Here is a 14,189-nt window from a genome sequence, read left to right as displayed (position 1 = left end):
GAGATCCTTCCAAAAAAACACAAAGGTACCGGCTCATTCAGGATCATTCCAATTGAATTCTGGCAGGACGTACCGGATTTTTAAATAAAAAAGGATTTATATGAAATTTCATAAAACGACATTACCCGGGGTTGTCCTGATTGAACCAGCGGTATTCGGCGATGAACGGGGTTTTTTCATGGAAAGTTATCATGAAAGCCGGTTTGCCGAGAACGGAATTGATGTCCGTTTTGTACAGGACAATGTTTCCAGGTCGGTAAAAGGAACCTTCCGGGGCCTGCATTATCAAATGGACCCGCATGCTCAGGGAAAGCTGGTTCGGGTACCGGTTGGTGAAGTCTGGGATGTGGTGGTGGACATCAGAAAAGGTTCCCCGACTTTTGGCCGATATGAAGGATTTACCCTTTCTGAGAGAAACAAACACATTTTATGGGTTCCTCCTGGTTTTGCACACGGATTTCTGGTTCTGTCTGATCTGGCCGAGTTTTCCTATAAATGCAGCGGCTACTATGCCCCGCTGGTGGAAAGATCTCTGAGATGGGATGATCCCGATCTGGCTATTCAATGGCCCGCTCCGCCTGACCCTGCATTGATTTCGAAAAAGGATCTGGCCGGTTCCTTCCTTAAATCGGCCGATATTAACTATGTCTGGCAAGGCTGATGAGTTATGTCATCAGCTATTTTGAAGGGTTCGACCTTGGTCGTGAACTGAACCTGAGTCTTGAGCCGGTCCGGGGTGCACTGAATCCGAACTGGCTTCAGGCCGATTTTGCGGTTATTCCGGGTCCGCTGATTTTTAATCTGGCAGACCCGGTCACTCAGGATCAGCCGATACCAGGTTCCTCATCAGAAAAACCAGTCCGGTTTTCCGGTCTGGGAATCACCACCCCCGGTGTGTTTTATCTGGTGTTTGAACCCATGCAACAAGCCCTCCCGGTGGTGGTGGTGGACTTTCCGGCCGACAAGACGGTTCATACCGGATTGCGGCTGATCCAACCGGTTATAAACCCGGGGGGATCTCCGGAAATCATGTTTTCTGAAGCGTTCCGGTCGGGGGAGAAATGGAATCCGATCTCTCAGGCCCTGGCCCCGGATGTGAGTCTGACCATTCTTGCACGCACCGGAAAATCCTATCAGCTGTCCATCGGGCAACCAGTTGACGGCCAGACTTTCCGTTTCTCCGCACTCCCGCTTTAAAAGTTGGTACAATTTTTTCTGTCAGGGGCACCGGCCGTCATGACCGGGGTCAGACGGGAAATTTTGTCAGTATATCATACAATATCAGTCAGGAACAGGATTTAAAGATTATGAAAAAGAAAACCACACAGACCACCACTGAAACAGGTCAGATTTCCATTCATACCGAAAACATTTTACCCATTATTAAGAAATGGCTTTATGCAGATCATGAGATATTCCTGCGCGAACTGGTTTCGAACGGAGTTGATGCCATTTCCAAACTCCGCCACCTTTCCTCCATCGGCGAGTATACGGGTGATGTGACAAAGGCCAGAGTCCGTGTCAGTGTTGATAAGGACAAAAAGGAAATCAGGGTGTCGGATGATGGTATCGGCATGACAGCCGATGAAATAAAAAAATACATCAATCAGATTGCCTTTTCCGGAGCCGAAGAATTTGTAAAAACGTACAAAAAGGACGATGCAAACAGTGGTATCATCGGTCATTTCGGTCTTGGATTCTATTCGTCCTTCATGGTTTCTGAATCGGTCGAAATCCACACCCGATCTTACACCGATGCACCTGCCGCCCATTGGACGTCGGATGGAAGCACCACTTTTACCATCGACGCTTCTGATAAAACCGAGCGAGGGACCGATATCATCCTTCATGTGGACAAAGACAATGAGGATTTTCTTGAAGCCAGCCGGGTCAAGGAAATTCTGAACAAGTATTGCCGTTTTCTGCCGGTTGAAGTGGAGTTTGAAGGGGAAGTGATCAACGAGACCACTCCGGCCTGGGTAAAAGCACCGTCAGAGGTGAAAGAGTCTGACTACCGCGAATTTTATCAGAAACTGCATCCGTTTCAACCGGACCCGCTGTTCTGGATTCATCTGAATGTGGATTATCCTTTCCGCCTGACAGGGATTCTCTATTTTCCGAAAATTCAGCATGAAATGGATATCACCAAGGGACAGATTCAGCTATACTGTCAGCAGGTGTATGTTTCAAACAATGTTTCCGAAATCCTGCCCGAGTTCCTGACCCTGCTCAGAGGCGTGATCGATTCGCCGGATATTCCGCTGAATGTATCCAGAAGCTTTTTGCAGAATGACCGGAACGTGAAAAAGATTGCCGGTCACATCACCAAAAAAATTGCAGATAAGCTGAATGAGATCTGTACGTCTGACCGCGCTTCTTTCGAAAAATACTGGTCCGATATTGCACCGTTCGTGAAATATGGGATGATTACCGATGATGCGTTTTGTGACCGTGTAAAAGACATTGCCTTGTTACCATTGGCCAACGAAGATCGTTTCATGACACTGCCCGATTATGTGGAAGCCTATAAGGAAACCAATAAGGGTGAGGGCGATAAAACCGTGGTGTTGTATTCGTCTGATAAAAACCAGCAGGCCACCTATCTGGATCTGGTGAAGGAAAAGGGGCTGACAGCCGTGGTTCTGGATCACCTGATCGATAACCATTTCATTTCTACTCTGGAGCGCAAACGGAATGACATCCGTTTTGTCCGGGTCGATGCCAATGTGGTGGATAAGCTTATCAATCCGAAAGCCGTGACCATCGAGGTGAATCCTGATCATGCCAAAGTGCTGACCGATGTCTTCAAAACGGTCATCCGGAGCGAGAAAATGAAGATCAGTGTGGAAAACCTCAGTTCTACCGAGCTGGCAGCAAAAATCATTGTGACCGAAGAAAGCCGCCGTTTCAAGGATATGATGCGTACCATGACCATTGCACAGGGAAAAGAGTCGACCGATGATTTGTTCGATGACAGCACGCTGGTGATCAATGCAGGAAATGATATCATCAGGAAAATTCTGATTCTGGAGCCGACCCGCCCCGATCTGGTTAAAGAACTGGCTGCCCACGTTTTCGATGTGGCTGCATTGGGGCAGGGATCACTCACCGGACCTCAGATGGCCACCTTCGTGAAGCGGATGAACAAACTGATGGCACTTATTTCCTAGAATTGTTGTTGGCTCATTGTCATAAAACAGGAGCTTGTAAATGCTGAAAGTGCTTTCGGTATCATTTCTGGTCATTTTCAATTCGTTTTCTGTCTACGCACAGTGGGTGAATGGTCAGGCGGCAGATGCCGTATTGGGTCAGATGACTTATTCATCAACCCGGCCAGCCATGGCCCCGGTGCCCGATCGGATTGGAGAGCCACGTGGGGTAGCGATCGATAAGAAAACCGGGAAAATTTTCATTCTGGATGGATTGTATCAGCGGGTTGCAAGATGGCCGTCGGTTGAAAATTATGTGTCGGGAACCCAACCAGAGCTCTTTTTCGGAGAACCGATTGATCCGGTTTCAGGAACCAACATCGGCGGACCGTTGAATGCCACGCTTGCACCATCTGCAAGTGGGGTTGCCATTGACAGCACCGGTCGATTGTTCGTTTCCGATACATTTAACCATCGGGTTCTGTTTTGGGATCAGGCGGTCACCAGAGAAACGGCCGGACCTGCAGATGGAGTTCTTGGGCAGCCTGATCTGTTCAGCAACAGCCGGAATCGTGGTACCGGACCACAAGCCTGGACACTGGCCCAACCGCGGGGACTTCAGGTTGAAAAGGACCGTCTGTGGGTGGTCGATCAGGGCAATAACCGGGTGCTCCGGTTTGATGGATCTTCTTCTCTGACCACAGGAGATACTGCCGTTGCGGTTCTTGGTCAGACTGGGTTTACCATCGGATCTTCAGCATTGTCTGCTTCCCGGTTCAATTCACCCTGGTATGCGGCATTGGACAGCAGTGGAAATCTGTTCGTTGCCGATATGAATAACTACCGGATTCTGCGGTTTGATAACGCAGCCGGAAAAAGCAATGGTGCGCCGGCAGACGGTATTCTCGGGCAATCAAATTTTGAAGCCAATCAGAAAAACCGGGGTGGATCTGTTTCAGCATCTGGTTTTGATTTTGTGTTTGGCTTGACGGCAGAGAATCAGACCCTGTGGGTTGGGGAGAACAATAACCGGATTCTTCGGTTTGATCTGGCAGCAGGAAAAGCAAATGGAGCCGACGCAGATGGTGTTTTGGGTCAACCCGATTTTACCTCTTCAAAGCCCGGTCTTTCTGCCTCTTCTTTACGAGGTTCGGGTTACCTTGCTGCAGCCGGTGGCAGGCTGTTTGTGCTGGATTTCGGAAACCGACGGTTATTGTGGTTCAATCAGGCTGCTTCAAAGGTAAATGGGGCTGGAGCAGATGGAGTACTCGGTGCCCCTGATATGGAAAGTCTTCCGGCAATTCAGGGTCCTTCCTCACTGCGGTCACCCGGTGGTGTAGCCATCGATACTCTCAGGAAAAAAGTCTATATATCCGATTCAGGAAACAATCGTGTCCTGCGTTTTGATATGAACAGTCTGATGACCGGGGCAGAGGCTGAAGCGGTTTTTGGTCAGGCTTCCTTCTCTGTTGATCTGGCTAACCGTGGTGGTGATCCTGCAGCAAATACCCTTTCCTTTCCATACGGAATTGCGGTGGACCCGCTCTCAGGACGGCTTTGGGTGATCGACCGTGGCAATGCGCGGCTGCTTCGTTTTGATCAGGCCTGGGAAAAACCCAGTGGTTCACCTGCAGATGGTGTTCTCGGTCAGCCGGATTTCACCACGGTGAATTTGGCCGGAAACTCGGCAGGAACCCTATCCGCTTCAACCATTTCCACAACAGCCATCGCTGTTGCAGTTGATAAATACGGGACCGTTTTTCTTGCCGATGGGACCAGCACGACGGTCAGCCGGATTCTTCGATGGAATCAGGCACATCTGAAGGAAAGCGGTGCACCTGCAGATGGTGTGTTGGGGCAGGCCGATTTTACCTCGGGATCCCGAAACCGGGGCGGATCTGCGAACGCAAATACCCTTTCTTCTCCCAATGGGATTGCCGTGGATTCGGTTGGTACCTTGTGGGTGTCAGATGGCCTGAATAACCGGATTCTTTGGTTTACCAATGCATCGGCAAAGGCCGACGGTTCCGATGCTGATGGCGTACTCGGGCAGAATTCTTTTACTACCACCGTTACCAGCGGCAATGCAAACAATGTTCTGACCCCCGTTGGTATAGCAGTTGATGACAACGGCAATCTGTATATCGGTGATACTGGTAACCGCCGCGTTATGGTATGGTATGATGCCGGGGAGAAACCATCAGGTGCATCTGCTGATCGTGTTCTGGGCCAGGCAGCTTTCGGTCAAATTTTTGAAGAAGTTGGTCAGGCAGTCAATTTCCCGGCCACCGGTCTGGCGGTTAACAGTCAGACCGGAGAGTTGTTTGTTTCCATTCTTTCACAGAACCGGGTTCTGCGACTAACCGGGTCCTCGGTATTGACCTCTGTTCAGGACGTAACTGAACCAGCCTCCTTCCGGTTGCTTTCTGCCTATCCGAATCCTTTTAATCCCACCAGCAGAATTCGCTTTTCATTGGATCGGCCCGGTGAAATCAGGCTTGATGTATTCGATCTGACAGGAAAACGGGTGGCTGTACTTGCAGATAACCAACGGTTCCCTGCCGGGGAAAGCCAGCTATTCTTCAATGCAACCGGATTATCCTCTGGTGTTTATCTCATCAGACTCCTTTCCGGTAATCAATCAGAAACCATACGGGCGGTATTGATTCGCTGATACTGCAACCTTTCAATGACACAGTAAGCCGGGTTCAGCAATGGGCCCGGCTTTCTTATTTCATGAGACGGCTTCTTAAAAAAGCCCGATCCGGTCTTATTTTTGTGGCTTACCGAAATCAATCTGTCAGGAAGTACCATGATCCGATCCCTGGTCGTTTTATGCAGTGTTGTCTTTATCGCCTTTGACTCCTTTGCAGGTCCGGCCGATATCGGCTGGAACCATCTGCTTAATAACCGTTTTGATTCTGCTGCTGTGGTGTTCAGATCGGTTAAGTCAGATGATCCCGATTACAGCCGGGCCATGCTGGGTCAGTACTTTCTCCAAAACCTGATGAAACAGCACGACAAAGCGTTTCAATCCTTCCTGGATTTCAGCAAAACCGTTCCCGACGCCAATCCATATGTGTATGCTTCCTGGATCAATGAAACATTCACGACCCTTCGCGGACGCCGGCATCCTGCGTTTCCCCAGGTGCTGAAGAACATGATTGAAAAACCCGATTCCATCGGGTTGTACCGTTCCTTTGCCTATTCAAACCTTGGGGAGTGGTACCTTGAAAGAGGGGAGATCGGTCTGGCAGAGGAGCAATTTAAAAAAGTTGGCACTGTCGATGACTGGATGATTACCGGTCCTTTCGATAATATTTCGGGATCGGGTCACGAAAAGGTTTACGGTCCCGAGGTGAATTTTGATCCGGCAGAAACCTTTTCCGGGTTGGCCGGCATCCCTGTTAAATGGATGAAAATTCCGGTATTGCGGCGGGATCGGTGGGTGGATTTTACGTTATACTACGGTCAGGCCCGGGCCATTTATTACGCCAATACCTTCGTTTTCTCTGAAACCGATCAGACCGTTCTGTTCCGTGTGGGAACCAGTGGCTCTTTAAAAGTTTTTCTGAATGATCAGGCTATCATGTCTGTATCTGATGAGTTCAATAATGATCAGGATACTTACATTGCCAGAGTCGGACTTAAGAGTGGCTGGAACCGGCTGCTCGTCAAAGTCGGTGCTTCTGAAATCACCCGGAACAATTTCATGTTCCGTATTACCGATTTGTCGGGGTTTCCGCTTAAGAATGTAAACGTTAATATTTTAAAAAAATCGTATTCTCCCGGCCCGGTTTCTGTTGAAATGGTCCCGTCATTCACTGAGTCCTGGTTCACCAGAAAACTTAAAGAAAATCCGTCCCAAGCCGACAATTATCTGTTCCTGGCCGAGGTGTTGCTCAGGAATGACAAAGCGCCTGAAGCCGAAGTCGTTCTGGAAAAGGGATTGAAGGAATTCCCCGAATCCATTCTGTTCTATGACCGGCTTACTGAAGCGTTGATCAGGGCTAAAAAATATGATGAATACAACACCATTTACACCCGGCTGGAAAAAATGGGGTCGAAATTTCCTGATCTGATTATTTACCGGTATTACCGTGCAAACCGGAACCAGAACTGGGATGCAGCACGTGAACATCTGAATGACCTGAAGAAACTGCTTCCCGATTCAGAAACATATTACAGTTTGCTCATCGATTACTACAAAGACCGGAATATGAAGGAGGAACTGATTTCGACTTCACTGGAAGCCCTGAATAAGTTCCCTTACGAATGGGGCTTTTATGATAACTGGATTTCAACCCAGCTTGAGACCAGTCAGGGGGTGATGGCTTCACTGACAAAACTGGAAAAATACCTGGGGCTCAAACAAAATAGCGGAGCCCTGATGACCAAAGCTGCCCTGAACTTTCGTCTGGGCCGGTTGGATCAGTTTGAAGATGATATGAAGGATCTGGTCGAATTTGATCCGGCCTCGCCATCAAACTGGTTCACCTGGGGATCCCTGTATTTCTATGTTCAGGAGTATGCCAAATCGGAAGAAAAGCTCAGAAAGGCACTCAGCATTGCACCGCAGAATGATGATTATCTCGGCTCGCTCGGTGAAATCATGCGGGTTCAGGATAAAACAGCCGAAGCAAAGAAATATTTTTCAGAAGCCATTCTTTACAATCCGGTTGCTTACTCGTTCCGGGAAAAACTGCTTGAACTGGAAGGAAAATCGTCAGCCTTTACCAATTTCAGCACATGGAACATAGATAGTATCATCCGGAATGCACCCGATTTTCACCCGGACTATTCGGAAGGGGCTCTGTTTCTGGTTGATGACACCCGCCGGGTGGTCTACCCCAATGGAGCCTCTGAATCTCTGGTGGATGTGGTGATCAAGGTGTATAATGACCGAGGGGTCGAACGCTTTAAAGATTACTTTATTGATTTCAATCCGGCAGGGGAGGAACTGACCATTGAGAAGAAAGTGGTAATCAAGCCCAACGGAGATGAAATTCAGGCCGATAACGACCGCAATCAGTTGGTGTTCAAATCCCTGCAGCCAGGGGACATCATCCACATGCGATGGAAGATTCAATACTTTTACCGCGGCAAACTTTCCGAGCATTTCTGGGAATCGGTGAATCTGAATTATTATTACCCGGTTTTGAATCTTCGTTATTCCCTGAAGACCCCGGATGATTTCAAGTTTAACTACCGTTCATTCAAAGGAGCCCCGGAACCCACCAACCGTTCGGTGAAAGGCGGGGTTATTACTGAATGGGTGGTCAGGAATGAACCCGGCATTGCCATGGAGCCCAACTCACCGCCATTGGCCGACATCGTGAAACGGGTGGAAATCAGCAGTCTTCCCAATTGGAGTTTTATTGTTAACTGGTATCTGGACCTAACAGCCAATAAGACCCGGCTGACACCTGAACTGAAGGAAACACTGGCAGAGATTTTTCCGGATGGTTACCCCAAATCACCCGAGCAGAAACTGAAAGCTATTCATTATTGGGTTACCGAGAATATCAAATATTCCAGTGAGTCCTTCCGGCAATCAGGACACATTCCCCAGACCGCCCGCGAGGTTTGTGCCACCCGGATCGGTGACTGCAAGGACATGGCCACGCTCGCCATTGCCCTGCTGAGGGAAACAGGTGTGCAGGCCTGGTATGTTCTGGTCAATACCTGGGATGAAGGATTAAACGAGAATGCACTTCCTTCCATCGATTTCAACCATGCCATCGTGGCTGTTGAGTTACCAGATGGAATGCGTTACGTGGATATGACCGGTGCCAACTACTCCATGGGCACGGTCCCTTATCTCGATCGGGGAGCCTTTTTCCTTCTGATTAAACCGGGTGTTACCGAGCCGGGTTATCTGAATCCGTCCTGGTTTGATCCCAATAACATCCGTCGGAATCTGGATGTTCAGGTACTGGCAGATGGTAAGCTGAAAATCAGGGAGGAATCGGCCAGAACCGGGGTCCTGACTGCCCGGTTACGAAATGGCTGGCGGCAGCTCAGCTATCAGGAGCGGAAAGACCAGTTTGTAAAAAACAACACTGAATTTAAAAACCTGACCATTGATACCCTGATATTCAGCGATCTTACCAAACTGGATTCACTGGTAAAAACCACATATGAATTTTCGGTGGAAGACTGGGTGACCACACTGGCTGGATTTCAGGTGTTCCGGTTTCCCTGGTCAAGCCCCTTCGATGACAGCCACATCTTTGGTGCAGACAGCCGGAAAACAGACCTGATTTATGACACGGAAACGGATGAATCTGTCGAAACCCTCTTTATCAGTTTTCCGGGAAAAATGAAGCCGGTCGAAATTCCGAAAAATGTCTCACTCACCTCTCCGGTGGGTTCTTACAATCTGACTTTTAAAATGGAAAAGGGTAAACTGGTGGTAAGCCGGGTTCTGAAACTGACTAAAACACGGATTCCAACCACCGAATACAAAACCGTCCGTACGTTTTTCAAGGAGATTGAAAAGGCCGATGCCACGCAGCTGCTGCTGAAATAAGGGCTGCACCCATCTTCGTGATTTTTAAGGTAACTTTACTGTAAACAGAAACCGGAATTTTATGGGAACCTCCACACAAACCGACCCGAAGGTAGGCCTGATCATGGGCAGCCACTCCGATTGGGAAACCATGAAACATGCGGCAGCTCTTCTTGATCAGTTTCAAGTTCCATACGAAAAGAAAATCGTCTCCGCACACCGTACCCCCCTGCAGATGACTGATTACGCCCGTACAGCCGAAAGCCGGGGTTTGCAGGTGATTATTGCGGGAGCCGGTGGTGCTGCTCACTTACCCGGAATGGTCGCCTCGATGACGGTTTTACCTGTTTTGGGAGTTCCTGTTCAGAGCCGGGCATTGAATGGTCTGGATTCTTTGCTTTCCATTGTCCAGATGCCGGCCGGCATTCCGGTCGGAACGTTGGCCATCGGGGAAAGTGGTGCCAAAAACGCAGCCTTGCTGGCTGTATCCATATTGGCCAATGCCGATCCATCCCTGAGAAAACGTCTGCATGACTTCCGCGAGGAACAAACTTTGAACGTTCAGGCACAGACACTGGAATGATTCGTCCCGGTCAGATAATCGGAATTATCGGAAATGGTCAGTTGGGTCGGATGAGCGCCATCGAGGCGAAGAAACTCGGCTACACCGTTTATGTATACGGACCGGGAATCCACTCACCAGCCGGGCAGGTTTGTGATCTTGAAGTCAATGGTGCCTATGAAGACATTGATCTGATCAGTTCGTTTGCACAGGGATGTCATGTGATCACCTTCGAATTCGAAAACATCCCCGCAGATGTCCTGACTGCGATACAGACGCTTACCCCGATTCATCCCGATCCGGAAGTGTTGCAAATTTCACAAAACCGGTTGACCGAGAAAAACTGGTTTTCAGGAAAAGGATTTCCCACCACACCTTATGCGGCTGTCCGGTCGGCAGGTGACATTGCCGCACAGATGGAAAAATGGAAGACCCGCGCTGTTCTCAAAACCCTGACTCTGGGTTACGATGGCAAAGGTCAGGCAAAACTGCACTCGGCTGCCGATGCCACTGCCGCCTGGGAGAATTTGTCGGTCAAATCGGCGATTCTGGAACAGTGGGTCGATTTTGAAGCCGAGATTTCGGTCATCGTAGCACGCAATGCCTACGGACAGGTGGCTGTTTTTCCGGTTTTCGAAAACATTCACCGTCACCACATTCTTGATACCACCTTTTTTCCGGCCCGAATCGGGTCTGCCATCCAGAAAGAGGCGGTCCGCATTGCTTCTGAAGTGGCCGAGCACATGGGACTGATCGGTCTTCTCACCATTGAACTTTTTGTGGACCGGGCAGGGAATCTGCTGATTAATGAAATTGCTCCCCGTCCCCACAATTCGGGTCATGTTACCTTTAACACAGGTCCGGTAAGTCAGTTTGAACAGCACATCCGGGCGGTTTGTGACCTGCCTCTGGGAAGCACGAGTTCCAGTCTTCAGGGGGTGATGATCAATATACTGGGTGATAGCTGGACAGGTGGAGAACCAGTCTGGTCTTCGTTGCTGTCCTTACCCGATGTTCATCTGCACCTGTACGGGAAATCCGATCCGAAACCGGGCCGGAAGATGGGACATGTCACCATTACAGGAAATCCGGTGGACAGCTCCCTGATCAGCAAAGTAAGGGAAGTTCTGAAAATTCCCCCACTGGATGGAAAATGAAGCCATCTCTGGCCGAAAAGCTCGAAAACATTCCCACCACCCCTGGCGTTTATCAGTATAAAGATCATACCGGAAAAATCATCTACGTCGGGAAAGCAAAAAACCTGCGAAACCGCGTCAGGAGTTATTTTCAGTCTGGTCGCCCCCGCGATGCCAAAACCGTCTCATTGATTAATCACATCGAGGATGTGGATTTTGTTCAGACCGATACCGAGATGGAAGCTCTCATTCTCGAAAACAACCTGGTCAAGGAGCTGAAACCACGGTATAATATAAATCTGAAGGATGATAAGACCTTCCCGTTTATTGTGGTGACCAATGAACCCTTCCCAAGGGTTTTCACGACCCGACGGATTGTGAAAGATGGCAGCCGGTATTTCGGACCATACACCAACGCGGGAATGATGAAACAGGCCCTGCGCATGATCAAGGACCTTTTTATGGTCCGGTCGTGCAATCTGGCTCTGACCGATGACACCATTGCTGCCAGCAAATGGAAAGTGTGTCTCGATTATCATATAAAAAAATGTCTGGGCCCCTGCGTCGGTTTTCAAACCCGCGCTGACTATCAGGAAATGATCGATCAGGTGGTTCAATTGATCAACGGGAAAACCCGGGTTCTTCGGACCATAATTCAGGAAGCGATGAACCAGCGGGCCGAGGCCCTCGATTTCGAGGGAGCTGCGCTGTTACGTGATCGTCTGAGGGCTCTGGATGTTTATGAGGCCCGTCAGAAAATTGTAAATGATGATCTGGGTGATCGTGATGTGGTGGGCCTGGACGTGCTGGGTACCGATGCAGCAGTGGTTCTTTTACAGATCCGCGATGGGAAAATGGTTGGCAGTCAGCATTTTTATCTGGATGGACTGGATGAAGAACTGCTGGCCGATCAGTTCGAAGCGTTCCTGTTCCGTCACTATAAAACCGTGGCCTTTATCCCGCAGGAAGTGGTGGTGGCCCCGCTTCCAGATACCGATTATTCAGGACTGGCTGCGGCCCTGCGTACGCTTTCTGACAGGAAAGTATCGGTAGTGATCCCGAGAATTGGCGAAAAACTTAAACTGCTCGACATGGCCCGCAAAAATGCCGGTCACCTCCTCAGCGATCTGATGCTTCAGAAACAGAAAAAAATTGAAGAATTTGTACCAGGATCGGTCCGGGCCCTTCAGCGTGACCTGAGATTACCGGGACTTCCCCGCCGGATCGAATGTTTTGATAACAGCAATATTCAGGGTTTAGATCCTGTTTCCTCCATGGTCTGTTTCGTGGATGGCAAACCAAAAAAATCGGATTACCGGAAATTTTCTGTAAAAACCGTGGTGGGTGCCGATGATTTTGCCACCATGGCCGAAATCATGTCGAGAAGGTACAACGGATCTCTTTCAACTGAGCTCCCGCTGCCAGACCTGATTGTGATTGATGGAGGGAAAGGTCAATTGTCCCATGCCGTGGCTGTTTTAAAACAAACCACTGCAGCATCGGTGATGGTGATCGGATTGGCGAAAAAGCTGGAGGAAGTATACCTGCCGGGCGATAAAGACCCCTACTCGCTGCCAAAGACCTCCTCGGGACTTCGGCTTTTACAGCAGGTCCGGGATGAAGCTCACCGGTTTGCCATTACCTATCACCGGGAAAAACGATCTAAACGTACCCTCACTTCAGAATTACTCACCATTCCGGGAATAGGCAAAACGCTGACTGCCAGCCTGCTGACAACCTTTGGATCGGTGAAGGGAGTCAGGGAAGCATCGGATGAGGCACTCGTGGGCCTGGTCGGAAAGAAAAAGGCGGAAATAATCCGCAACCATTTAAAACATCAGGAGAAACCGGATGACCAATCAGGTAGTGAACAGGTCGGTTAAACGGGCCAGTGCCGTGGCCCTCATCGGTAATGGGTTTTTATTGATTCTCAAATTGGCGCTGGGGATCTATTCAGGGTCGCTTGCGGTGATTTCTGATGCTCTTCATTCGATGATGGATGTGATTGCCTCGGCGGTGATTGCGGTCGGGGTAAAAATCGGGAGCCAATCTGCGGATAAAGAGCATCCCTTCGGGCACCACAGGGCCGAACCCATTGCAGCTCTGATAATTGCAGTAATTGCCGGGATCCTGGCTTTCGAGGTGGCCCAGAAAGCTGTGATTCAGATGTTTTCGGGCGACCGGGAGATTCTGGCCGGGGTGGCCCTTATTGCCTTGGGAATCACGGTGGTTGTGAAACTGGTGATGAGCTGGTATTTCAGAAAACTGTCCAAGAAACTTCATTCACCTTCCATTCGTGCGTTGGCCATTGATTCAAGAAATGATGTGGCTGCAACCATTGTGGCTCTGGTGGGTGTGGCTCTGGCTGGCACAGGTCTGATCTGGTTTGATGCCTTTGCGAGTCTGATTGTAGCCGGATTTATCTTCAAGGGAGGGTATGAAATCGGTGTTGAAAACATTGACTACCTCATGGGAAAAACCGCCGATGAGGACCTGATCAGGACCATCCGATTGAAAGCGCTGTCGGTCCGGGGTGTGCTCGCTTTGAATACCCTCCGGAGTCACTATGTGGGAAATAAAATACACGTTGAAATTCATATCGAAGTGGATTACCGGCTGACCACACGGGAATCGCACCAGATTTCGGACGATGTGGAGGCCGCTTTGCAAACCATACCTGAGATTGCCAAGGCCTTTGTTCATGTCGATCCGGTCGAGGTGCTGGCCGACGGAACCCGCAGAACGGCCGGATTTCATGAGACGCATCCCGAGTTGGATTAGCAATTTTAACATCGGCCAGATTGACACTTTGCTCTTATTTGGTGACAATA

General features: G+C 49.5%; 9 protein-coding genes. All 9 read left to right on the top strand.

The annotated features are described in order from the left end of the window. The first annotated feature begins 100 nt into the window (after positions 1–100). The 9 genes from rfbC (at position 101) to HUU10_02860 (ending at position 14,139) form a co-directional block, all read left to right on the top strand. Complete coding sequence (gene rfbC, locus HUU10_02900) at positions 101–661, top strand: dTDP-4-dehydrorhamnose 3,5-epimerase (GenBank protein NUQ80535.1); 561 nt, start codon at positions 101–103, stop codon at positions 659–661. Then, positions 661–1,197, top strand: coding sequence for a hypothetical protein (locus HUU10_02895; GenBank protein ID NUQ80534.1), 537 nt, complete (start codon positions 661–663; stop codon positions 1,195–1,197). Before rfbC ends, HUU10_02895 begins: the two co-directional genes overlap by 1 nt. Before the next feature lie 110 nt (positions 1,198–1,307). Then, positions 1,308–3,170 (top strand): molecular chaperone HtpG, encoded by a 1,863-nt coding sequence (gene htpG, locus HUU10_02890; protein NUQ80533.1) that lies wholly within the window; start codon positions 1,308–1,310, stop codon positions 3,168–3,170. 40 nt (positions 3,171–3,210) lie between these two features. Continuing rightward, complete coding sequence (locus tag HUU10_02885; protein ID NUQ80532.1) at positions 3,211–5,823, top strand: T9SS type A sorting domain-containing protein; 2,613 nt, start codon at positions 3,211–3,213, stop codon at positions 5,821–5,823. A gap of 138 nt (positions 5,824–5,961) precedes the next feature. Then, complete coding sequence (locus HUU10_02880; protein NUQ80531.1) at positions 5,962–9,681, top strand: DUF3857 domain-containing protein; 3,720 nt, start codon at positions 5,962–5,964, stop codon at positions 9,679–9,681. Positions 9,682–9,742: 61 nt separating this feature from the next. Continuing rightward, entirely contained in the window at positions 9,743–10,243 is a 501-nt protein-coding gene (gene purE, locus HUU10_02875) for a 5-(carboxyamino)imidazole ribonucleotide mutase (GenBank protein ID NUQ80530.1), read from the top strand. Continuing rightward, positions 10,240–11,379 carry a 5-(carboxyamino)imidazole ribonucleotide synthase gene (locus HUU10_02870; protein ID NUQ80529.1) on the top strand — a complete coding sequence of 380 codons (1,140 nt, stop codon included), beginning with the start codon at positions 10,240–10,242 and terminating at the stop codon, positions 11,377–11,379. The genes purE and HUU10_02870 overlap by 4 nt, the downstream gene beginning before the upstream one ends. Then, positions 11,376–13,241 (top strand): excinuclease ABC subunit C, encoded by a 1,866-nt coding sequence (locus tag HUU10_02865; protein NUQ80528.1) that lies wholly within the window; start codon positions 11,376–11,378, stop codon positions 13,239–13,241. Before HUU10_02870 ends, HUU10_02865 begins: the two co-directional genes overlap by 4 nt. Further along, positions 13,210–14,139: a cation transporter gene (locus HUU10_02860; protein NUQ80527.1), complete on the top strand. Its 930-nt coding sequence runs from the start codon at positions 13,210–13,212 to the stop codon at positions 14,137–14,139. Before HUU10_02865 ends, HUU10_02860 begins: the two co-directional genes overlap by 32 nt. The last annotated feature ends 50 nt before the right edge of the window (positions 14,140–14,189 follow it).

The sequence above is a fragment of the Bacteroidota bacterium genome (assembly GCA_013360915.1).
GTDB lineage: Bacteria > Bacteroidota > JABWAT01 > JABWAT01 > JABWAT01 > JABWAT01.
The sequence above is the reverse complement of the archived record's forward strand: the minus strand, read 5'-3'. Positions and strand labels throughout refer to the sequence as shown.

What these genes read in the sequence shown, in the direction of transcription:
- htpG (NUQ80533.1), top strand. Translation starts at nt 1,308, where the DNA reads ATGAAAAAGAAAACCACACAGACCACCACTGAAACAGGTCAGATTTCC.
- HUU10_02880 (NUQ80531.1), top strand. Translation starts at nt 5,962, where the DNA reads ATGATCCGATCCCTGGTCGTTTTATGCAGTGTTGTCTTTATCGCCTTT.
- HUU10_02860 (NUQ80527.1), top strand. Translation starts at nt 13,210, where the DNA reads ATGACCAATCAGGTAGTGAACAGGTCGGTTAAACGGGCCAGTGCCGTG.
- HUU10_02865 (NUQ80528.1), top strand. Translation starts at nt 11,376, where the DNA reads ATGAAGCCATCTCTGGCCGAAAAGCTCGAAAACATTCCCACCACCCCT.
- HUU10_02895 (NUQ80534.1), top strand. Translation starts at nt 661, where the DNA reads ATGAGTTATGTCATCAGCTATTTTGAAGGGTTCGACCTTGGTCGTGAA.
- HUU10_02885 (NUQ80532.1), top strand. Translation starts at nt 3,211, where the DNA reads ATGCTGAAAGTGCTTTCGGTATCATTTCTGGTCATTTTCAATTCGTTT.
- HUU10_02870 (NUQ80529.1), top strand. Translation starts at nt 10,240, where the DNA reads ATGATTCGTCCCGGTCAGATAATCGGAATTATCGGAAATGGTCAGTTG.
- purE (NUQ80530.1), top strand. Translation starts at nt 9,743, where the DNA reads ATGGGAACCTCCACACAAACCGACCCGAAGGTAGGCCTGATCATGGGC.
- rfbC (NUQ80535.1), top strand. Translation starts at nt 101, where the DNA reads ATGAAATTTCATAAAACGACATTACCCGGGGTTGTCCTGATTGAACCA.